The 20,247-nt window shown below is 58.3% G+C and carries 23 protein-coding genes; 16 read left to right on the top strand and 7 right to left on the bottom strand.

Translation table 11 applies throughout. From position 1 onward, the window contains the following. Nucleotides 1-7: 7 nt before the first annotated feature. From DW732_RS05740 to folB, 13 genes are all read left to right on the top strand, one after another. A complete protein-coding gene (locus tag DW732_RS05740; RefSeq protein WP_118099035.1) occupies nucleotides 8-625 on the top strand; it encodes a TetR/AcrR family transcriptional regulator C-terminal domain-containing protein in 618 nt (205 codons plus the stop codon). A gap of 321 nt (nucleotides 626-946) precedes the next feature. After that, entirely contained in the window at nucleotides 947-2,233 is a 1,287-nt protein-coding gene (locus tag DW732_RS05735; RefSeq protein WP_233502238.1) for a thiolase family protein, read from the top strand. A 38-nt stretch (nucleotides 2,234-2,271) separates the two neighbouring features. Next, a complete protein-coding gene (locus DW732_RS05730) occupies nucleotides 2,272-2,694 on the top strand; it encodes a Zn-ribbon domain-containing OB-fold protein (protein ID WP_117583871.1) in 423 nt (140 codons plus the stop codon). A gap of 105 nt (nucleotides 2,695-2,799) precedes the next feature. Continuing rightward, nucleotides 2,800-3,033, top strand: coding sequence for an acyl carrier protein (locus tag DW732_RS05725; RefSeq protein WP_055251381.1), 234 nt, complete (start codon nucleotides 2,800-2,802; stop codon nucleotides 3,031-3,033). Nucleotides 3,034-3,038: 5 nt separating this feature from the next. Beyond that, nucleotides 3,039-4,046 carry a phosphate acyltransferase gene (locus DW732_RS05720; RefSeq protein ID WP_117735332.1) on the top strand — a complete coding sequence of 336 codons (1,008 nt, stop codon included), beginning with the start codon at nucleotides 3,039-3,041 and terminating at the stop codon, nucleotides 4,044-4,046. A gap of 3 nt (nucleotides 4,047-4,049) precedes the next feature. After that, entirely contained in the window at nucleotides 4,050-5,162 is a 1,113-nt protein-coding gene (gene buk, locus DW732_RS05715; protein WP_117735331.1) for a butyrate kinase, read from the top strand. Between the two features lie 74 nt (nucleotides 5,163-5,236). Further along, nucleotides 5,237-6,436, top strand: a complete 1,200-nt coding sequence (locus DW732_RS05710; RefSeq protein ID WP_117743879.1) for an MFS transporter — start codon at nucleotides 5,237-5,239, stop codon at nucleotides 6,434-6,436. Between the two features lie 100 nt (nucleotides 6,437-6,536). Further along, nucleotides 6,537-7,007 (top strand): hypothetical protein, encoded by a 471-nt coding sequence (locus DW732_RS05705; RefSeq protein ID WP_117763796.1) that lies wholly within the window; start codon nucleotides 6,537-6,539, stop codon nucleotides 7,005-7,007. 565 nt (nucleotides 7,008-7,572) lie between these two features. Then, entirely contained in the window at nucleotides 7,573-9,795 is a 2,223-nt protein-coding gene (nrdD, locus tag DW732_RS05700; RefSeq protein ID WP_117743877.1) for an anaerobic ribonucleoside-triphosphate reductase, read from the top strand. Nucleotides 9,796-10,221: 426 nt separating this feature from the next. Continuing rightward, a complete protein-coding gene (gene nrdG / locus DW732_RS05695; RefSeq protein WP_118099034.1) occupies nucleotides 10,222-10,803 on the top strand; it encodes an anaerobic ribonucleoside-triphosphate reductase activating protein in 582 nt (193 codons plus the stop codon). A 66-nt stretch (nucleotides 10,804-10,869) separates the two neighbouring features. Beyond that, a complete protein-coding gene (folE, locus tag DW732_RS05690) occupies nucleotides 10,870-11,427 on the top strand; it encodes a GTP cyclohydrolase I FolE (protein WP_022094399.1) in 558 nt (185 codons plus the stop codon). Between the two features lie 2 nt (nucleotides 11,428-11,429). Continuing rightward, complete coding sequence (locus tag DW732_RS05685; protein ID WP_199406644.1) at nucleotides 11,430-12,011, top strand: HD domain-containing protein; 582 nt, start codon at nucleotides 11,430-11,432, stop codon at nucleotides 12,009-12,011. Between the two features lie 43 nt (nucleotides 12,012-12,054). Then, nucleotides 12,055-12,540 (top strand): dihydroneopterin aldolase, encoded by a 486-nt coding sequence (gene folB / locus DW732_RS05680; protein ID WP_117735325.1) that lies wholly within the window; start codon nucleotides 12,055-12,057, stop codon nucleotides 12,538-12,540. Nucleotides 12,541-12,546: 6 nt separating this feature from the next. On the opposite strand, the gene DW732_RS05675 is transcribed toward folB, so the two are convergent. Further along, a complete protein-coding gene (locus DW732_RS05675) occupies nucleotides 12,547-13,323 on the bottom strand; it encodes a M48 family metallopeptidase (protein ID WP_158564884.1) in 777 nt (258 codons plus the stop codon). A 74-nt stretch (nucleotides 13,324-13,397) separates the two neighbouring features. Next, nucleotides 13,398-14,411, bottom strand: coding sequence for a dipeptidase (locus tag DW732_RS05670; RefSeq protein WP_117735323.1), 1,014 nt, complete (start codon nucleotides 14,409-14,411; stop codon nucleotides 13,398-13,400). A 120-nt stretch (nucleotides 14,412-14,531) separates the two neighbouring features. On the opposite strand from DW732_RS05670, the gene DW732_RS05665 reads away from it, so the two are divergent. From DW732_RS05665 to DW732_RS05655, 3 genes are all read left to right on the top strand, one after another. Further along, on the top strand, nucleotides 14,532-14,960 hold the full coding sequence (locus DW732_RS05665) for a peptidylprolyl isomerase (RefSeq protein ID WP_117735322.1): 429 nt from the start codon (nucleotides 14,532-14,534) through the stop codon (nucleotides 14,958-14,960). A 3-nt stretch (nucleotides 14,961-14,963) separates the two neighbouring features. Next, nucleotides 14,964-15,542, top strand: a complete 579-nt coding sequence (locus tag DW732_RS05660) for an urease accessory protein UreE (RefSeq protein ID WP_118099033.1) — start codon at nucleotides 14,964-14,966, stop codon at nucleotides 15,540-15,542. A gap of 83 nt (nucleotides 15,543-15,625) precedes the next feature. Next, nucleotides 15,626-16,423: an HAD-IIB family hydrolase gene (locus DW732_RS05655; RefSeq protein WP_158567364.1), complete on the top strand. Its 798-nt coding sequence runs from the start codon at nucleotides 15,626-15,628 to the stop codon at nucleotides 16,421-16,423. 75 nt (nucleotides 16,424-16,498) lie between these two features. Here DW732_RS05655 and DW732_RS05650 read toward each other — a convergent pair whose 3' ends face one another. The 5 genes from DW732_RS05650 to DW732_RS05630 form a co-directional block, all read right to left on the bottom strand. Beyond that, entirely contained in the window at nucleotides 16,499-16,879 is a 381-nt protein-coding gene (locus DW732_RS05650; RefSeq protein WP_118099031.1) for a Fur family transcriptional regulator, read from the bottom strand. 61 nt (nucleotides 16,880-16,940) lie between these two features. Continuing rightward, on the bottom strand, nucleotides 16,941-17,342 hold the full coding sequence (locus DW732_RS05645) for an acylphosphatase (protein ID WP_117735319.1): 402 nt from the start codon (nucleotides 17,340-17,342) through the stop codon (nucleotides 16,941-16,943). A gap of 2 nt (nucleotides 17,343-17,344) precedes the next feature. Next, entirely contained in the window at nucleotides 17,345-18,451 is a 1,107-nt protein-coding gene (locus DW732_RS05640) for a Gfo/Idh/MocA family protein (protein WP_117763795.1), read from the bottom strand. Between the two features lie 75 nt (nucleotides 18,452-18,526). After that, nucleotides 18,527-19,012, bottom strand: a complete 486-nt coding sequence (gene rnhA, locus DW732_RS05635) for a ribonuclease HI (protein WP_117763794.1) — start codon at nucleotides 19,010-19,012, stop codon at nucleotides 18,527-18,529. Nucleotides 19,013-19,075: 63 nt separating this feature from the next. Further along, nucleotides 19,076-20,014 (bottom strand): LysR family transcriptional regulator, encoded by a 939-nt coding sequence (locus DW732_RS05630; RefSeq protein WP_118099030.1) that lies wholly within the window; start codon nucleotides 20,012-20,014, stop codon nucleotides 19,076-19,078. Nucleotides 20,015-20,247 lie beyond the last annotated feature (233 nt).

The following is a 20,247-nucleotide window of genomic DNA, read 5'->3' as shown; positions in this document are numbered from 1 at the left end:
GGCCGCCATGTCACTGAACGCTCAAAACGATATTGCTTCACGGATCGAGGATGCCGTCTTTGAACTTATGGCGACAACTCCGGTGCAGTCGATTAAGGTGGCCGAGGTACTTCGCCTTGCCCATACATCCAAATCGACGTTCTATCGCTGTTATCGCTCTGTCGATGATGTGGTTAAACGTTTTGAAGATAAGCTGCTCCAGAATATGCAGGACATCAATGATGTTGCGCTGGAGGCTCGCTTTGGCGATGCGCAGCTGGACCCTACGCCCACGATGATCAAGCGCATGGAGATCCTCAAGACTAATCGCTCGAAAGTTTTGGCGCTTAACAGCGATAACGGCGACCCCGTGTTTGCTCACAAGGCAACGATCTTTATGCATGACTATTTTCGCAATCGGCTTCGCTCGACATTTTCCGATGAAACGGACCTCGACCTGTATCTAGCATTTGCGCTTGCGGGCCACCATAACCTCATTCAGTATTGGCTCGAGGCCCGGCCCGACCTTGAGGCGCGCACCGTTGCCGCCGCCCTCAATCGCATGTTCTACGCACCGCTCTTTGTCGACGATGCATCGCGTCATCAACACCCACGTATTCCCGATTTTGAAAGGCCAGTCGCGTGAGCGGTCGATATTTGGGGATAAACGGTTGTATTCAGGGCGAGTTTTAGATATCTCTGATCATTAGCTCAAATAATACGAGTCCGTTTATCTGCTATTTGGAACGCTTAGCCCCGATGCGTCCCATATGATGGGACACATCGGGGCTTTTTGTCTCACGTGTCTCGTTTAACCCCTCATAAACTAAAGCTACGTTCAAAAGAACCACTGCAGTAGTTCAACGTGTGACGGCACAGAAAAGCCGCGAGCGCTCTCTCACCTTCGCTCGCGGCCGGACTGCGCCATCACTCCGTACACCTTCACATGATTAGGATGTGATATTCAGTGGTTACGCTCGGAAAGAACATGCGCAGCGTCTCGATTGTAGGCGTGGGCTGCACCCCGTTCAAGGATTTTGAGGAGCATCCCGAGACCCAGGGTATTGGCGAGGGCGAGGCGTTTGGCTATGCGGCCCTCGAGGCAATTGCCGATGCCGGTCTTGAGCCCCGCGATATCGACTTTTTCTATCACGGCAGCGCCAATCCGTATCTCGTTGGCGATTGCATTACCCCCAACATGCAGGTTGCCGATTGGTTTGGCGTTCGTGCCAAGGGCTCCGTCCATCATTCCGAGGCTTGCTGCACGGGTTACGTCGCCCTTGAGCAGGCCGTGATGGCGGTTGCTTCCGGTGCTTACGACGTTGTCCTTACGGGTGCCTGCGATTTGGCTTCGACTCTTCCCGTCGAGCATATGCCCTCCCATATTCGTCAGGACTTTACGCTCGACGTCATGATTCCCTCGCTCGATAAGATCTATGACCGCGCGTATGGTCGCCCGCTCGACGGCGCCTTTGGCGTGTCGTTCGACAACTGGATCAACGAGTATTCGATGCAGTACGACCTTACCGCCGATCAGATTGATGACGCCCTGAACGGCCTTACCAAGAGCCTTCGCCGCGGTGCCGTCCTGAATCCCCTTGCCTGGTACGAGACTACGGTCGAGGAGGACGCGAAGGCAGCCGGGTTCGATACCGCCGACGAGTATCTCAAGAGCATGTATAACCCGCGCGTTACGCAGTACCTGCGTGTTACCGGCTTTGAGAAGAAATGCGACGGTGCCGCAGCTGTTGTCGTGATGCCCACGGAGAAGGCCAAGGCCATGGGCGTGCCGTATGCGCCTATTGAGGTTTTGGGTACGGGCGCTTCTGCGGTCGAGGCCGGCCTGCTTCACAACGAGCACTGGGCTACCGAGCTTGCCGCCAAGCAGGTCTACGACCTTACCGGCGTGAGCCCCGACGAGATCGACCTGTTTATGTGCAATGACTTCTTCCTTGCCTCCGAGATCGTCTCGGCTGAGGAGTGCGGCTATATTCCGCGCGGCGAGGCTTGGAAGTACGCGATCGATGGTCGCACCGCTTTTGACGGCGATAAGCCCATCAACCCGCACGGTGGTCGTTGCAACTTCGGTCACGCCCATGGTGCATCCGGCATCGCCGATATCGTTGAGGCCGTCAAGCAGATGCGTGGCGTCGCCGGTGCTACCCAGATGAAGAAGGTTCCCGAGACGGCGTTCCTGCGCGGTTTTGGCGGTTCTCAGAACGTGCGCTGCCAGATTCTTCGTACCGTCGCCTAAGCGACCGCGGTTTTCGATTTCCCATAAGGAGTATTCTCATGCAACTCAAAGATATGGAGCCCGTGGTCAAGAAGTTCTACACGGGTCTTGAAGAGGGCATCTATTGGGCGCGCCAATGCCCCGAGTGCGGAGCCGTCGAGTTTCCGCCCCACCTTGCCTGCAATGCCTGCGGCTATCACAAGACCGATTGGGTCCAGGTTTCCGGTCACGGCCATCTGATCGATTTTACCTTGCCTGGTCCGCAGAACGACAAGCCCTACCTTAAGGAGTATGGCAAGTACGCCTACGGCGCCGTTGATATCGACGAGGGTTCTCAGTACACCTACGTCATCTACGGCATTACCAAGAAGAAGGCCCCCGAGATTCGCGCCAAACTCATGGCGGGCGAGACCGTTGGCGTCCATGCCAAGGTCATCGACCGTCCGGGCTACAAGGAGCTTACGTTCGAGCTTGACGACTAAGTTTTCACCCTTGTAACAATTCGATTCCTCTCTTAGGCCACGGCGGGACCCATGTCTCCAGCCCGCCGTGGTCGCCCCTCTTTTTTATCTTAGAAAGGCTTTGCCATGAACGAAGAACTCACTCAGCAGATCTGCGATTTTGCCAAGTCCGCCTACAACTATGACGGCGATGTGACCCCCGAGACGACGTTCGAGACCCTGGGCAAGGGTTCGATGAAGATGATCGCCCTGACGTCCATGATCGAGAACGAGCTCGATGCCGAGGTTCCCGTTCGCGAGGTCATGGTCATGAAGACCATCGGCGAGCTTATCGAGCGCACTGCCGAAGAGATGGAGTAACTGCCATGGACCTGATGCAGACCCTGCGCGAGCAGGCTGCCGCCAAGCCTATGCGCGTTGCTTTTCCCGAGGGCGAAAACGAGACCATGATGCAGGCGGTCGCAAAGATCGCCGCCGAGCATCTTGCCGAATGCGTGCTGGTTGGCGACGGCGGTAAGCTCAAGGAGCTTGCCGACGAGCGTGGTATCTCCCTTGACGGCATCGAGATTGTCGATGTGACCGACGAGGAGGCGAACGCCGCTTGTTGCGAGCGCTACCTTTCTCATCCGGATTGCAAGTTTAAGCCCAAGGGCGCTGCGCGCCGTATGACGCGTCCGCTTGAGCGCGCCCTGATTTTGCAGGTGCTCGGCGATGTCGACGTTATGTTCGCCGGTATCGATAACGCTACGGGCGATATCATCCTGGCGGGTCAGGCCATCGTCGGTCTTGCTGACGGGGTGGACACTGTGAGCTCGTGCGGTATCGCCGACATTCCCAACTGGAACGGCGGCGAAGGTGGCCTTTTGGCTTTTGGCGATTCTGCCGTTTGCGTTGACCCCACGAGCGAGGAGCTTGCCTCGATCGCGATTTCGTCGAGCGAGACGGTGCGCTCTCTGACCGGATGGGATATCCGTTGCGCGTTGCTTTCGCATTCGACTGACGGTTCGATGGACAATGAACTTGTCGACAAAGTGCGCCGTGCTCGCGAGATTGCCAACGATCGCCGTCCCGATCTTGCCATCGACGGCGAGTTCCAGTTTGATTCGGCAATTAACCCCAAGGTTGCGGCCAAGAAGGTGCATCGTGAGTCCGCTGTTGCGGGCCAAGCCAACGTGGTCATCTGGCCCGATATCAACGTGGGCAATATCGGCGTCAAGATCATCCAGAATCTGACCGGCGCCAATGCTTACGGTCCCATGCTTCAGGGCTTCAAGAAGATCGTGTGCGATTGCTCGCGCTCTGCGCCCGTCGATGAGATCGTCGGCAACGTGGTGATGAGCTGCGTGCGCGCTCAGGCGCTTAAGGAGGCTTAAGGTATGTCCGATAAAAAGACTCCCTGGCGCATCCTGGTAATCAACCCGGGTTCCACTTCCACGAAGGTGGGCGTTTTTGAGGGCGATGAGTGCAAGCTCAGTAAGAACGTTGCGCACGATGCGAAGGACCTTGCCCAATTCGACGGGGTTTCGGCTCAGATGCCGTATCGCTGCGATCTGATTCTCGGGGCACTGGAGGAGGCGGGCCTAAAGCTCGAGGTCTTTGATGCTTTTGTCGGTCGCGGCGGTGGCTTGCTTTCGCTGCCCGGTGGTACGTATGCCATCAATGAGGTCATGCTCGAGCATGCTCGCGTTGGCGCAAATGGCATTCAACACCCGGCGCAGCTGGGACCCCAGATTGCCTACGAATTTGCCGTGAAATGTGGCAAGCCCGCCTTTGTGGTGAATCCTCCCGATACTGACGAGCTGTGCGACCTCGCACGTATGACGGGCATTAAGGGCGTGTATCGAAACGTGCATCTGCACGCCCTTAATCTCAAAGAGACCGCCATCCGCCATGCGGCAAAGCTCGGTTGCCCCTATGATGAGTGCAACTTCATCGTTTGCCATATCGGCGGCGGCATCTCTATCTCGGCTCATCTTAAGGGCAAGATGGTGGACGGCAACGACATCGTCGGCGGCGAGGGCCCCATGGCACCGACGCGCTGCGGATCGGTTCCCGCGATCGAGGTCGCAAAGTACACCGCGGAACACGGCCTTGATGTCGCCCGTGCCCATTGCATGAAGACCGGCGGTTTTGTCGATCTTTTGGGTACCTCCGATGCCATCGAGGTGTGCGAGCGTGCCGCTGCGGGCGATAAGGCTGCAGCTCGCGCCTGGGATGCAATGGTTTACCAAATCTGCAAGTGGATTGGCGAGATGGCCTGTGTGCTGAAGGGCGACGTCGACGGCATCTTGCTCGGAGGTGGCATGGTCCACAGCAAGGAGCTCGTTGCCTCGATTGAGGAATGCTGCTCTTGGATCGCCCCCGTGTCGGCTTATCCCGGCGAGTTTGAGCTCGAGGCGATGGCGTCTGGCGCTTGCCGCGTGCTCGATGGTGTCGAGGAAGCGCTCGTGTACAGCGGAGAACCCGTGTTCACCGGATTCAACGACTAATAGTGCTGTGTTTGGGGCGGCCGCTGGTGATGCCTGGCCGCTCCGACCCTTTTCTTTAAGTGTAAGGATGGATCATGGATAAAAGCAAGATCAAGTACCTGGTGGGCATTTATGCTGCCGCCATGTGCATTATGGGCATGTTGGTGCCCGTCCCCATCGTGGCCTCTGTCGCGGCGGCGTTTCCCAACGAGAACATCGCTGCCGTTCAGATGATTATCGGCATCATCCCGTTGATGATGGCGCTGTCCGCCATGCTCGTGTCTTCCCAGCTCGCTTCGCGCGTGTCCAAGAAGAAGACGACGCTCGTCGGTCACGTTATCGTGATGCTGGCAGGCGTCTCGGTGCTGGTGTTCCACGACTCGCTCGGCCAAGTCTTAGCGGCTTCTGCTGTCATGGGCCTTGGTCTCGGTGCCGTGCAGAATTCAACGGACGCTCTTATCGCGGATTACTTTGGCGGAAAGCAGCGTTCGTTTGTCATGGGCATCTACTCCACCTTTGTTGCTCTTGGCGGCATTATCTGGACCATGGTGTCCGGTATTTTGGGTTCCGCCGAATGGTTTCATAGCTATGCGGCGTACTTCATCATGATCATTTTCATCGTGATTGAGGCTGTTTGTCTTCCCGAGGGTCATCTTGAGCCCAAGCGCAAGGTCAATGTGTTTGCCAATATGCCTAAAGAGGTCGCGATTATCACGCTCATGAGCTTTGTGTTCGTACTCACGTTCCAGCTCTTCAGCTCCAACGTTTCGCTGCTTGTTGTGGGTCGCGGCTTTGGCGGTACCGTGGAGGCCGGTCTTGCCTCTACCGTTATGACCGTTGCCGGTATTGCGGCTGGTCTTTTGGTCGGTCCGCTGTTTGCCAAGTTTAAGAACCTGGCTATGCCGATTGCGTGGGGCGTGACGCTCGTTGGCCTGGGCCTGACGCTGGTTGCGCCCGCCTTTATGGTGCTGTGCGTTGCGGGCTTTGTCGTTGCGCTAGGCAAGGAGACCTACGTGCCGCTGGAGGGCAATTTTGCCGCCGGCAACTCTGCCCCCGAGGGACGTGCGTTTAACCTTGCCATTGGCATGGCCGGCATCAACTTTGGCATGGCACTGTCTCCCATTGTGTTTGAGGCCGTGACGTCGCCGTTTGGTGCGACGATTGACCAGAAGTTCATCGCCGGCATGATCGTCTGTGCGGCTTGTGTCGTCTTTGGCGCCATCAAGTATCGCAAACTCACCCCGGCCCAGCTTGCCGAGGCCGAGAAGATGGCGGCCGGCGGCGAGGCGGAGTAGCCGTTCGAGTAGTTGCTTTGCCGCACATCATGTTTTATCGGGGCCGCCGACATATGCCGGCGGCCCTCTTTCTATCAATGACTTTGAAAGGCTTACGGCTATGAAGTTACCTGTCAACCGCGTTACCGGTATTCTCAACGGCTTCTTTAACCCGCTATTGCTCTGCGCGTTTCTCCCCATCATTGAAGGGGCGCCCGGCTTGGATCTGACGAGCCCCACGGGCTTTTGGGGACAACTCATCGTGGCCACGGTGATCGCCGAGGTTCTGAGCGCACTCCCGCTGTTTGGCAAAACGGTTGGTATGTGCCTGGACTTTTTTGGTTTTGAGCGGGGGAGTGCGTCACACAAGATCGCCGGTACGGTCATCGGTGCCACGCTCCTTTTTATGGTAATCGGTTTTGGCGAGATTGCCTTCCGGGGAGGATTCGGAACGATTGAAGGCCGTACGTTCTTCGCGCGTTGGGCAGGTCTTGTCACAAAGGGGTGGGCTTTTGTGGTTATCGCCGGCGTGCTGCTCGATCCCTTTACAGCGGCTCTCGGCCGCATGGCAGCTCGCGAAGAGAAGAAATAGTTCCTCGTCTATCGAATGCCGGCGGACGGGGTGCCGGGGCTGCAGTCTTCCGAGCGTTTGCAGTCCTGTCACTCCGTCCGCCGGCATTCGACCGCAACATGTTGGTCAAGCATAATCTTTTGGATTCTTTTGGCGTGAGCGGCTTGGTTTTGGTAGGATTTGTCGGCGGCTTGACTAAGGGGGTTTTATAACTGCCATGCAGGTAGCCGTGTTGGTAACGTTTTACCGACTTGCCAAGAGCCCCTCATAATTTATGTGTCTGCAAAATGACCAATTGCTTTGACCTGCTAAAACACTATATGTTGTGTTTGATCTAAAAAAAGAATACAGGATATAGATGCGTCTTTGTCGTATGATAGATGGCGGACAGAGAACGAAGACCTTAACTGCCTCTTTTGAACGTGTCCCTGAGCCGCTTGATCGGCTCCTGGGCATGTCCGCATGGAGGCATATGGTTTATCGAGAACACAGATTGCGCGACGGCGCCGCAAGACAGGGGCACGCCCTGCCGGGCATCGTTTGGCTCTGAAGCGCAATGAGACTACGACGCGAAAGAGGCAAGAGGATGAAGATCATCAAGCGCAGCGGCACCGAGGTCGTCTTTGACATCGAAAAGATCGTCAATGCCATCCGCGCCGCAAACTTGGAGGTCGAGGAGAGCTCTCGTCTAACCGACCGTCAGGTGGTTTATGCGGCACAAAACGTTGCCGAGGCATGTGAGAATGCCGGACACACCGTTTCGGTCGAGGAGATCCAGGATTTGGTCGAGGACGAGATCATGCGTCTCGACTGCTACGAGGTTGCCCGCCACTACATCATCTATCGCTATGTTCAGAGCCTGAAGCGCCAGAAGAACACGACCGATGACAAGATTCTGTCGCTCATCGAGTGCAACAACGAAGAGGTCAAGCAGGAGAACTCCAACAAGAACCCGACCGTCAATTCCGTCCAGCGTGACTACATGGCCGGCGAGATCTCCAAGGATCTGACTCAGCGTGTGCTGCTGCCCCAAGAGATCGTGGATGCCCACAATGAGGGCCTGATCCACTTCCACGATTCCGACTACTTTGCCCAGCACATGCATAACTGCGACCTGGTGAACCTGGAGGATATGCTCCAGAACGGTACTGTTATCTCGGGTACGCTGATTGAGAAGCCGCACAGCTTCTCGACGGCCTGCAACATCGCGACACAGATCATCGCCCAGGTTGCATCCTCCCAGTATGGCGGCCAGTCCATCTCGCTGACCCATCTCGCTCCCTTTGTTGAGGTGAGCCGTCAAAAGATTCGCGGCGAGGTCACCCGCGAGCTCGAGGAGCTCGGCGTTTCCGCATCCCCCGAAAAGGTCCGCGAGGTTGTTGAGGACCGTCTGCGTGACGAGATCCGTCGCGGCGTCCAGACGATTCAGTATCAGGTCGTGACCCTTATGACCACCAACGGTCAGGCGCCGTTCGTGACGGTCTTCATGTATCTCAACGAGGCTCGTTCAGCGCAGGAGAAGCACGACCTTGCCATGATTGTGGAGGAGACGCTCCGTCAGCGCTATGAGGGCGTTAAGAACGAGGCCGGCGTGTGGATCACTCCGGCGTTCCCCAAGCTTATCTACGTGCTCGAGGACGATAACGTTTACGAGGATTCCCCGTACTTCTACCTGACTCAGCTGGCTGCGAAGTGCACCGCCAAGCGCATGGTGCCCGACTACATCTCCGAGAAGAAGATGCGCGAGCTCAAGCTGTCGAAGGGCGAGACCGCGGGCAACGGCGACTGCTATACCTGCATGGGTTGCCGCAGCTTCCTGACGCCCGACCGCTCTGGTAACGGATTTAACAACGTGGCCAACGCGCTGAACTATGACCCGAACAAGCCCAAGTACTACGGTCGCTTTAACCAGGGCGTTGTGACCATCAACCTGCCCGATGTCGCGTTGAGCTCGCATCAGGACATGGACAAGTTCTGGAAGATCTTCGACGAGCGTCTTGAGCTGTGCCATCGCGCCCTGCTGTGCCGTCATGAGCGTCTGATGGGTACGCTTTCGGATGCCGCACCGATTCTTTGGCAGTACGGCGCCCTGGCGCGTCTGAAGAAGGGCGAGACGATCGACAAACTGCTCGTGGGCGGATACTCCACCATCAGCCTGGGCTATGCCGGCCTGTATGAGTGCGTCAAGTACATGACGGGCCACAGCCACACCGAGAAGGAGGGCACGCCCTTTGCCATGGCCGTCATGCAGCGCATGAACGACAAGTGCGCCGAGTGGAAGGCAGAAAGCGATATTGACTTCTCGCTGTACGGGACCCCGCTTGAGTCGACGACCTACAAGTTCGCCAAGTGCCTACAGCGTCGTTTTGGCATCATCCCAGGCGTGACGGACAAGGGCTACATCACCAACAGTTACCACGTCCACGTGTCCGAGGAGATCGACGCATTCGACAAGCTCAAGTTCGAGGGCATGTTCCAGCAGCTTTCGCCGGGCGGTGCCATCTCCTATGTCGAGGTTCCCAACATGCAGGACAACCTCAAGGCTGTCATCCGCGTGATGCAGTACATCTACGACAACATCATGTACGCCGAGCTCAACACCAAGAGCGACTACTGCCAGGTGTGCGGCTACGATGGCGAGATCAAGATTGTCGAGGATGACGGCAAGCTGGTGTGGGAGTGCCCCAGCTGCGGCAACCGCGACCAGGAGAAGATGAACGTCGCCCGTCGTACGTGCGGCTACATCGGTACCCAGTTCTGGAATCAGGGTCGAACCGAGGAGATCCGCGACCGCGTGCTGCATCTCTAATAACCATCTCAGGCTGTCCCGTAGCGAGGCCCCGGACCTTTACTCGCTATTTCGGACAGTCCTGGCTCACGACGGAGGCGCCACTGGCGCCTCCTGTTCGTGCGGAACTCATATCGAGCAAAGGTCCGGGGCCTCGCTACGGGACAGCCAAGTTGATGTAGCTGAGATGCAGCATGCGGTCTGCTCACCCCTCGAAGTTCTTAGCGGAAATGAGTTGACTTGCAACAACGCTTTGCTTGCGATGACGGTTGAGCTGCAACCCAGTTTTTATTGGACCTCGAACCCTATGCTCGATGTTCGCTTCGTTCATTGAGTTACCCTTTGCATGAGGCCGGGACATATCGTCCCGCCCGCAGTTTCGCAGGCCGCAGGCCGAGAATGTTTGAGGACGGGATGATATGTCCCGGCCTCCCGGGAGAGTTACCTATGAACTATGCGAACATTAAGTATTTCGACATTGCTGATGGGGAAGGCGTCCGCACTTCTCTGTTTGTGAGCGGGTGCCGTCGTGGGTGCAAGAATTGCTTTAACTCCGTCGCGTGGGACTTTGCCGCGGGCGAGCCGTTCGATCGTGCCGTCGAGGACAAGATTATCGAGAGCCTCGATCATCCCTTTATTGACGGCCTGACGATTCTGGGCGGCGAGCCTATGGAGCCCGAGAATCAGGCGGGGCTCGTTGAGTTTGTTGAGCGTGTTCGTGCCGCTTATCCTGCGGGGTCAGGAAAGACCATTTGGTGTTTTACCGGCGACGTGCTCGAGGAGCTTATGCCGGGCGGTCGCCACCATGCCGAGGCAACGGATCGTATCCTTGCCTGCCTCGATATGTTGGTGGATGGCCCGTTTGTTCAGGATCTGTACGATATCTCATTGCGCTTTAGGGGTTCGAGCAACCAGCGCGTGATCGATATGAACGCTACGCGTGCCCGTGCTGAGCGCGAGGGCGTTGCGCTTTGTGATGCGGTTGAACTTTGGCGTGATGATCCGGTCTATTCGACCCATACTATGTAGCTTGTGGTCGATGCCGGAGGGCGTGGTACCATAGCGCGAACGTGAAATCGGAAAAGTGAGGCCCAGATGGTCGATCAGGAAAAAGTCGAGGCCGCCATTAAGCTGTTGCTTGAGGGCATAGGCGAGGACCCAACTCGTGAGGGCCTGCTGGAGACCCCGGCGCGCGTTGCCCGTATGTATGGCGAGATTGCCGGCGGTATGGACCAGAGTGCCGAGGAGCATCTGTCCAAAACTTTTGCCGTCGCTTCGAACGATTTGGTTATCGAGCGCGACATCACGTTTTACTCGCTGTGCGAGCACCATCTGCTGCCGTTTTATGGCAAGGCTGCGATCGGCTATATCCCTAACGGTCGCGTGGCTGGGCTTTCTAAGCTTGCTCGCACGGTTGAGGTCTACGCCCGCCGTCTGCAGCTGCAGGAGCAGCTGTGCGCGCAGGTTGCCGATGCCCTCATGGATTATCTCGCTCCCCAGGGAGCGATTGTGCTCATGGAAGCTGAGCATATGTGCATGACCATGCGCGGCGTGCAAAAGCCTGGCACCAAGACCGTGACGCTCGCTCGCCGCGGCGTCTTTGAGACCGATCCCGCGCTCGAGGAGCGGTTCTTTAGGATGCTGGGCCGCTAGCCATGAGAGTCGTCAACGACTTTACATCGAAGACCGATGAGGGAACGTCGCGTCGCGGCTTTATGGCTTCGGGCCTGGCCCCTTTTGGATCCATGCCTCGCATCGATTACATTTGTGCCAACGGGCTGTTCCGGCGGCACCTGGGCAATATTGCACAGCTGGAATCGGGGCGCATCTTCTGCCGCCACGGTATTGACCATCTTCTCGATGTCGCTCGCATTATGTGGATCAAGAATCTCGAGGAACAGCTCGAATTTGACCGCGAGGTCATCTACGCCACGGCACTTCTTCACGATATCGGCAAAGATGAACAGTATGAATCGGGTATATCCCATGATGTTGCAAGCGAGCGCGTCGCTGATGCAATACTCGCCGGCATGCCCGGTGACGTGGCGTTTGAGCCGGCCGATACCGCAGCCATTAAGACGGCCATTTTGGGCCATCGAAAGTTGCGCGTGAACAGCCAACCGCTTGAGCGTCTGCTCTATGCAGCCGACAAAGCGTCGCGTGCCTGCTTTGCATGCCCCGCGCGCAATGCTTGCAATTGGAGCGATGATAAAAAGAACCTGTCGATTCGCGTGTAGTTAGTTTGCGCGGTCGGGGTTCTAAACGAAGGAGACGATCGCGATGAGTAACAAGAAACTGCCCGAGAATGCAACCAAGGTTGAGGGTGCCGAGCTCGCCCGCCGTGGAAGGGGCGAAATATCCACCGCAACGGCGGTGCCTCACGTGAGCTATGACGATTTGCGCCATGCCGATCGTATTGTCATTGACGGCCTTGAGGTTTTTGCCAACCATGGCGTGTATCCCGAGGAGAACGCGCTGGGTCAGAAGTTCATCGTTTCTCTGGTGCTCTATGCCGACCTGCGCGCGGCGGGGGAGCACGATAACCTGGATGCCTCGATTGACTATGGCTCGGTGTGCCACGATGTCGATGGCTATCTGCGCGAGCATACGTTTAAACTCATCGAAGCGGCAGCCGAGGGGACAGCCCAGATGCTGCTACGTCGTTACCCCCTGCTGCTTGGTGTGCGCATCAAGCTCGATAAGCCGTGGGCTCCTGTTGGCCTGCCTCTGGCAAGCTGCGGCGTCGAGATCGAGCGCGTGCGCTAACCGGTTCTAATACGTCTCTATGGGTGGCTGCTTGAGCCGCTGCGACAGGGCTCTATTGTTGGGGCAGTACGTGTCGAGCAGGGTGTGGAACCGCTGGTTGTGGCTCGGCTCGAGTAGATGGACGAGCTCGTGGGCAACAACCATGTCGAGGCATTCGACAGGGTAGGCGGCGAGCTCGCGCGCGATGCGAATGGCGCCGGATTTGGGCGTGCAGGAGCCCCAGCGCGTCTTCATACTGCGCACGGAGGCGCGGGAGACGGCGACGCCCATTGCGATTTCGTATGCGTGCACAATATCGCGCAACGCTGCGGTGACTTCGGACGTATAGAGCTGGTCGATGCGGGCCTGGAGCTCATCGGGCGTTAAGCCGTCGAGGGCTGTGCGCCGCTTTGCTTGTGTGCTCCCACTTGGCTCGTCGGCACCCATAAAGCTTGCGAAGGTGGCCTGCTTGGGCCGCGGTGCGGGTGATGCAAAGTTATGATCGAGCGCGTCCTGTACCGTGATGGGCTTGCCCCAAAGCGCAATGATGGACGAGGGACTGCGCGGCTCTCGCGCCGTCGCCTGACGTTGCTCGCGCTGGACAAGTCGGCTGATAATCCAGGCGCTGTTGCGCTTCACAAACGCTTCGATACGCTCGCGGCTGGCGCCGATCGGTGCGCTGGCGTGGACCTCGCCGCTCGATGTGACGCGTAGGTTGAAGTTCTTGACGCGCTTTTTGGTAACGACGACGGGGATGGGCGTCCCATCCGGTCGGGATACGGAAATCGTAAACTGCTGCGTCAAAAGCGGTCCTTCAGATTGGGGACGGGCTGGCATGTCGACCGTTCGGCATGCCGGCCCGCTCAGGGGATGTGAAATTAATAACGCTCAAAGAAGGCAAGTGCGTTGTCGCTGCAGAGCTTCTGCATCACGGTCTTGCCAAAGTGCTTGGAGAGCATGTTCTGGAATTCTGGCATCTTGCTGGCATCGGAGAGGAAGGCGGGTACCTTGGCGCCGTCCCAGTCGCCGCCGAGCGCGATGACGTCCTCGCCACCCAGGTCAAGCCAGTGTTCGATATGCGCCGCCAGCTGGTCGAAGGTGACGTCCGCGGCGGTCTCGTCGGTTGCGCTGTTGGATAGGAACTCGCTGCAGTAGTTGAGGCCGACGATGCCGCCCATGTCGCGAATGGTGCGGAACTGGTCGTCGGTGAGGTTGCGCTTGACGCCGCAGACGGTGCGGGAGTTGGAGTGGCTGGCGACGAAGGGGCGCGTGGCGCGGGCGACAACCTCGTTAAAGCACTCATCGTTGAGGTGGGAGACGTCGAGCACCATGCCGGCGTGCTCCATCTGCGTAAGCGCCTCGATGCCGGCGGCGGTGAGGCCGGCGTGGGTGTCGTGGCCGCTCGCGAGCGGTCCCTGCGCGTTCCAGCTAAGCGAGGACATGAGTACGCCCAGGCTCTTGAGCACTTCGATCAGCGCGGGGTCCTCGGCAAAGAACGTGGCGTTTTCGATGGTATGGATGCAGGCGACCTTGCCGTCTTTGAGCGCGGGGCGAATGTCTGCGGCGCTGCGCACGTTGACCATACGGTCGTGATTGAGCATGGCCTGGCCGCTCATGTGCGCCATGATCTGCGCCTGGAAACGCGCTGCGTGGGCGGCGGGAATCTCGTCGGGGACAAACGTGGCGAAGCACTGTGCCCACGGCGTGTTGCCGATCTTTGCGAGCGAGATGGCGCAGGCGTTGCCCTCGATGAGGTCGAAATCTTGCGGATGCGTTTCGTCGCCGGGGAAATAACCGTCGGTGCCGGCGGTAAAGCGCAGGTCGAGATCGAGCGTGGCCCAGCCGATGCGGTCGGCGGTGTCGCAGTGTAGGTCGAATACGGGATATGCCATGGTTCCTCCGGTTGCAGCGTTTCTTTGCAAACTGTCTTTGAATTGTATGACTAGGGTATAGTTAGCGCCATATGTTCACGGCGGCCCGCGTTGTGCGCCGCCCTTATCACGGAGGTTACCATGTCCAACCAGGGCAAGAAGGTCAAGACTCATTATCGCGGCACGCTCGACGACGGCACGCAGTTCGATAGCTCCTACGATCGCGGCGAGCCGCTGGAGTTCACCTGCGGCGCCGGTCAGATGATCAAGGGCTTCGATGCCGCTGTTGTCGACATGCAGGTGGGCGAGAAGAAGACCGTGCACATTCCTGCTGCCGATGCCTACGGCGAGCACAACCCCGAGATGGTTCTGACCTTCCCGGCCGAACAGGTTCCCGACATCGAGCAGATCGAGAAGGGCATGAAGCTCTTCCTGTCCACGCCGAGCGGCATGCCCGTCCCCGCCGTGGTCATCGACGTAACGCCCGAGGCCGTGACGCTCGACGCCAACCACGAGCTCGCCGGCAAGGACCTCAACTTTGATATCGAGCTCGTCGAGGTCGAGGACTAGTTGATGCCCGCGGACCTGGTAGCTACGGAGCGCTTGGGAAATCTCAACGACCCGTCCTATGAACTTTTGCTTCGTCGGGAGCTGGGCGGTGTCTTTGAGACTGACGAGCTGCTGCTCGATTGGGACCAGGCTGACACACGCGCGTTTGCGGGCATGACGGAGCTGGGGCGCACGGTGAATGTCCAGCTGGATGCCGCCGACGTTGAGCGCCTTGCCGACGGCGACGTGCTCGCTGTCGACCGCACGGGTGCGTTGCCCGTGGCGGTTGTCGTGCGTCTGCGTAGCGCCGAGGTCTATTTGGTCGAAGTTGACCGCATGGACCCGATTGCGCTCGCGCATGCGTGCTGGGAGATCGGCAATATGCACGCGCCGCTTTTCCGAGGCGACTCGGACGAGCATACCGTGCGCATGTATACGCCGGTGCAGCCTGTTTTGGGCCGCATGCTCCGGGGTATTGAAGGCGTTCGGCTCTCGGTGGTTACGCGTGAGCTCGATGCCAGTCGACGCTTTGCGTCGAGCGCGGCGGATGTCGTCGTGAGCATGGCTCCCGACTTTACCATCGTAAAAAAGACGCGCGGTTAAGCGCGCGTATGCGCAAGACGGACCTTGAGGGGCGACCAATCAAGGTCCGTCTTGCTGTTGATGAGATGCTTTGGGGGAAGCATATGGGTCTTGAGGGAATCAAGCTGATTGCATGCGATTTGGATGGCACGTTGTTGCATCCGGGAGAGCGCGAGCCGCGTTCCGAGGCCTTTGAGCTTATCGATGAGCTGCATCGTCGCGGTATCGTGTTTATGCCGGCGAGTGGCCGTCAATATGCGAGCTTGCGTTACCTGTTTGCTCCGGTGGCCGACGAGCTTGCCTATGTGTGCGAAAACGGCGCCCTGGTCATGAGCGAGGGGCGCGCCGTCGTCAAGCGCCCTATGGATCGCTACCTGGCGATGGATATCGCGAATGCCGTGGTCGCCTACCCCCATGCCGACGTAACCCTTTCCTGTGAGGGGCACCTCTACACCATAGGCGGCAACGATGTGTTCGTTGACCATTTGCGCTACGAGGTCCATTGCGATGTGGCGGTGGTCGACCGTCCCGAGGACATCGACGAGGACGTCATTAAGATTGCCTTCCAGACGCCCGAGGCGGAGCAGCCGGCGGCGCTGGAGTATTTCGTGCGTCGCTTTAGCGACCGGGTCGATGTGATGACGTCGGGAACCGAATGGACGGACTTTATCGGCTTTGATTCGGGCAAGGGGTCCGCGCTTGCCGATTATGGCCGTGCGCTGGGGATCTCACCCAACGAGATGATGGCATTTGGCGACAATGAAAACGACCGCGACATGCTCAACGTGGTGGGTCATCCCTGCCTGATGGAGAACTGCAACCCCACTATGCGCGGTATCAATGACCGCGTCCGCTATGTGCGTACGGTCGAAGAAGAGCTGCATCGCTTGCTTGCTGAGTAGATATTTGGGACATGCCTAGAAATCTACTTTTGCCGTAATCGGTGGAAAGGTAGATTTTAAGGCATGTCCCAAAAACTACCTACAGTTAGGGCAGAGGCCCTCGAAGATCGTGTAGTGCGAGGTGACGTTCCAACCGATTTGTTCGGATGCCTTGGTATCGAGCTGGGCATCGAAGGGGAGCGGCACATCGATGACGCGGCCGCACGAGGTGCAGATGATATGCGCATGCGGCTCGATGGTGCGATCGAAACGGCTGCCGCCCGGCGTCTTGATGGAGAGAATCTCCCCGGCATCGGCCAAGAGGTTGAGGTTGCGGTACACCGTGCCGCGGCTGATCTTGTCGTCCTGTTCGCGCACGGCGTTGTAGATCTCATCGGCGGTGGGATGGCTATAGCTTTGGCGCACGGCATCAAGAACCAGCTTCCGCTGCTTGGTGTTTCTTCTTTGTACGGCCATGCGCCTCACCTCTTCTCCGTCACGGTAGGTAAGTAAATGATACCGTATTTAGCACACAATACTAATAGTGAGGGTCGAAACCATCTTCACCGGTAAGCGTGGCGCGGGCTTGTGCGTCCTCGAGGCGAAAACGAATGCCCATTCGCTCGTAGGAGGCGTGGAGTGCTTCGAGGTGAGACAGGATATTCGCAGGCGCGCCTTGTACCTCCATTTCGACCGAACCGTCTTCCATATTGCGTACCCAGCCGGTGAGTGTGTGTGCCTGTGCGAGATTGGTGTTGGTAAAGCGAAAGCCGACGCCCTGGACTTGGCCCTCCCACCGAAGAAAATAGCGCTGAGGGGCGTTTTGAGTGGCCGTGTCGCTTACCAACACCGTAAGCCTGCGCCGCAGTTCGAGCTCAACGCCGGACGGTTTTTGAGGCTCTCGATTGACGCCGGAGAAGAACTTGTCAAGAAAGCCCATCGCTAGGCCTGCTTCTCAGAGTCTGCGGGGAAGGCGATGCCGGCCTGCTGGCGCACGGCATCCATGATACGCAGCGAGACAAGCGTGACATCGCGATAGTGGCCAAGCTCATGGCGCCCGGCCGGCGTTTCCCAAATCTCTTCGTTGACGTTGTCGATGCCGCTGATGGCGGTGATAAAGTCGGCGAGCTCGTACTCCATGGTGTTATTCGATTTGGGCAGGTCGAGCACAATGCCGCTGTCATCCTGCTCGCGTGGGGCCTCGGTCGCCGATCCGCGCACGACGTCACCGCGATAGTCGATGCGTACGTTGCGGGGCGTGGACAGATGGTCGATCTGGATGGTGCCTCGCTCGCCTTCGATTTGCGAGGGCAGCAGGTCATTCGTGATCTTGGAATGCGCGAGTTCAACCGAGATGCGACCGCCGCCGTAACTGGCAAGGATGGAGCCGCAGCCGTCAATGGGCCCGTGCGTGAGCTTTTGCGTGGCAGGGTCGAGCAGCGTGGTCATGCTGGCGATGCCGGAGGGCATGCCGAAGATCTCGACCATGGGCTCGACGGTATAGACGCCGATGTCCATAAGGGAACCCGATGCCATGTGGCAGTCGAAGATATTGGTGGCGCGTCCTGCGAGAATCTCGTTGTAGCGCGAGGAGTACTTACCAAAGCGCAGCGAGGCGCGGCGAATGGGCGCGATTTCGCCCAGGGCGTCCTCGATGGCATGGAAGGCGGGGTCGTGGAGCGGGCGCATAGCCTCGAGGGCAACGACGCCGGCGGCCTCGGCGGCACGGAAGACCTCGAGCGCCTGTGCCTCGGTGGCGCAGAAGGGCTTTTCGACGATGACGTGCTTGCCACCGGCGATGCAGGCGAGCGCCTGTTTGTGGTGAAGTGCGTTGGGACTGCCAATATAGACGGCGTCGACGTCGTCGGCGGACGCAAGCTCGTCAAGTGCGGTGAAGTTACGCTCGCCGCCGTGCTTAGTGGTGAAGGCGGCGCCGCGATCTGCATCGCGCGAAAGCGTGCCCACAAACGCGGCTTGGTCGTTGGCGTTGACGACCTGGATAAAGTCGTCGGTAATCATGGATGTGCCGATGGTCGCTATACGCAGCATGTATCCCCCTCGTGCCGTTCGGTTTACAGGATGAGTGTAGCGCGAGGGGGCAGGAAATAGCGTGCGAAAACGCCGTTACAGGTCGCTCTCGATAAAGCCGGCGTCGATATCGAGGTTGCTGCCGTCGGCCGCCGTGGTGGCAAGCTCGTCGCAGCGCTCATTGAGCTCATGGCCGGCGTGGCCCTTAACCCAGATGAACTCCACTTTGTGCTTGCTCTTTGCGGTGAGCAGGCGCTCCCACAGATCGCGGTTCTTGACAGGCTGCTTGTTGGCGGTCTTCCAGCCGCGTTTTTTCCAGCCGTCGATCCAGTGCTTGTTAAAGGCGTTGACGACGTACTGCGAATCGGAATGGACTTCGACGTCGCAGGGGCGGTTGAGCGCCTCGAGTGCCACGATGACTGCCATGAGCTCCATGCGGTTGTTGGTGGTCTTGGCGTAGCCGCGTGAAAGCTCGGAGGTGAAGGTCTTGCCGGCGGGGTTGGTGTATTTGAGCACGGCGCCGTAGCCGCCGCGTCCCGGATTTGATCGGGCCGAGCCGTCGGTATGGATGATGACCTTCACATGGTTCCTTTCGTTAGGCGCTTCTCGCGTGGGTGTCCATTGTAGCGCCGCGTTCGGCGAGGGCTAGCAATCTATGATATCTATCCCGTCTCCAGATGGCTGGCTTTCGTGGATGATGCGGTCGAGCTCGTTGAGGTATTGCTGCAAGAGGGGAGAGGGCTTGCGCTCGTCGTGCATGATATAGCCCACATGCATCGTCGGGGCGTCTGCCAACGGGATCGATGCCATGCCCCATTGCATTTCATTGGAGAGGACGCCGGTCGACAATGTGTAGCCGTTCGACGTGATGAGCAGGTTGGTGAGCGTTCCGCGGTCCGAGATGCGAATGTTTCGATCGCAGGGGATATGGCTAAACGGTTCCTCGGCGTAATAGAAGGAATTTGAGGTTCCCTGCTCAAAGCTGTAGCGCGTGTAGGGCGTGAGGTCGGCAAGCGATAGCTGGGCACGACGTGCGAGTGGGTGGTGTTCGCTCACGAAGACGTGGACTGTTGCATCGAAGAGGGGATGGAAGCTCGCGCGGGCGTCGGTAAAGGTCTTCTGCAGGACGCGGGCATTAAAGTCATCCAGATACAGAATGCCGATATCGCTGCGAAATGCGCGGACGTCGTCGATGATTTGCGACGTGGTGGTTTCGCGCATGATGAACTCGAACTTGCTGTCGCGGCAGCGCTCGACGACGTTGATAAAGGCCTCGACCGAAAAAGCGTAGTGCTGGGCCGAGATGGCAAGGCGCGCCTGGGGTGTGCCGCCGTCCTCGTAGCGGGCCTCGAGCATATCGGCCTGCTCTACGACCTGGCGCGCATAGCCCAAAAGCTCGGTGCCGTCGTTGGTGAGCGTGACGCCGCGGCTGGAGCGCGTGAAGATCTCCAGATGGAGCTCCTGCTCTAGGCTTTTGACGGCGTTGGAGATATTGGACTGCGCGGTATAGAGGCGCTGGGCTGCGGCGTTAATTGAGCCAGACTCCGCCACGGCGATAAGAAAACGAAGCTGCTGGAGGGTCATCGGCGCCCGTCCTTTCGATAGCTATCTAAAAAACCGATAACAGGTTAGCGCTTTTAAGTGATTGACCGAGCGATGCAACGCTCGTACTATTCAAAACACACAAATGCGGTAGGTAATTAAGACGACCACGGAACCGGGACGTCAAAAAGGGGGACCGCATATGCACTGCTTACCAAGACGAATGCCGGGCTCCTGTTTGCGCCCGTTGGCGTGATCAGGAGGCAGCGACTAAC

It is taken from the genome of Collinsella sp. AM28-11LB (assembly GCF_003469895.1).
Classification (GTDB): Bacteria; Actinomycetota; Coriobacteriia; order Coriobacteriales; family Coriobacteriaceae; genus Collinsella.
This window is presented reverse-complemented; position numbering and strand designations above follow the sequence as displayed.

Coding starts and splice junctions, on each gene's coding strand:
- DW732_RS05740 (WP_118099035.1), top strand. CDS start 8: ATGTCACTGAACGCTCAAAACGATATTGCTTCACGGATCGAGGATGCC.
- DW732_RS05730 (WP_117583871.1), top strand. CDS start 2,272: ATGCAACTCAAAGATATGGAGCCCGTGGTCAAGAAGTTCTACACGGGT.
- DW732_RS05725 (WP_055251381.1), top strand. CDS start 2,800: ATGAACGAAGAACTCACTCAGCAGATCTGCGATTTTGCCAAGTCCGCC.
- DW732_RS05720 (WP_117735332.1), top strand. CDS start 3,039: ATGGACCTGATGCAGACCCTGCGCGAGCAGGCTGCCGCCAAGCCTATG.
- buk (WP_117735331.1), top strand. CDS start 4,050: ATGTCCGATAAAAAGACTCCCTGGCGCATCCTGGTAATCAACCCGGGT.
- DW732_RS05710 (WP_117743879.1), top strand. CDS start 5,237: ATGGATAAAAGCAAGATCAAGTACCTGGTGGGCATTTATGCTGCCGCC.
- DW732_RS05705 (WP_117763796.1), top strand. CDS start 6,537: ATGAAGTTACCTGTCAACCGCGTTACCGGTATTCTCAACGGCTTCTTT.
- nrdD (WP_117743877.1), top strand. CDS start 7,573: ATGAAGATCATCAAGCGCAGCGGCACCGAGGTCGTCTTTGACATCGAA.
- nrdG (WP_118099034.1), top strand. CDS start 10,222: ATGAACTATGCGAACATTAAGTATTTCGACATTGCTGATGGGGAAGGC.
- folE (WP_022094399.1), top strand. CDS start 10,870: ATGGTCGATCAGGAAAAAGTCGAGGCCGCCATTAAGCTGTTGCTTGAG.
- DW732_RS05685 (WP_199406644.1), top strand. CDS start 11,430: ATGAGAGTCGTCAACGACTTTACATCGAAGACCGATGAGGGAACGTCG.
- folB (WP_117735325.1), top strand. CDS start 12,055: ATGAGTAACAAGAAACTGCCCGAGAATGCAACCAAGGTTGAGGGTGCC.
- DW732_RS05670 (WP_117735323.1), bottom strand. CDS start 14,411: ATGGCATATCCCGTATTCGACCTACACTGCGACACCGCCGACCGCATC.
- DW732_RS05665 (WP_117735322.1), top strand. CDS start 14,532: ATGTCCAACCAGGGCAAGAAGGTCAAGACTCATTATCGCGGCACGCTC.
- DW732_RS05660 (WP_118099033.1), top strand. CDS start 14,964: ATGCCCGCGGACCTGGTAGCTACGGAGCGCTTGGGAAATCTCAACGAC.
- DW732_RS05655 (WP_158567364.1), top strand. CDS start 15,626: ATGGGTCTTGAGGGAATCAAGCTGATTGCATGCGATTTGGATGGCACG.
- DW732_RS05650 (WP_118099031.1), bottom strand. CDS start 16,879: ATGGCCGTACAAAGAAGAAACACCAAGCAGCGGAAGCTGGTTCTTGAT.
- DW732_RS05645 (WP_117735319.1), bottom strand. CDS start 17,342: ATGGGCTTTCTTGACAAGTTCTTCTCCGGCGTCAATCGAGAGCCTCAA.
- DW732_RS05640 (WP_117763795.1), bottom strand. CDS start 18,451: ATGCTGCGTATAGCGACCATCGGCACATCCATGATTACCGACGACTTT.
- DW732_RS05630 (WP_118099030.1), bottom strand. CDS start 20,014: ATGACCCTCCAGCAGCTTCGTTTTCTTATCGCCGTGGCGGAGTCTGGC.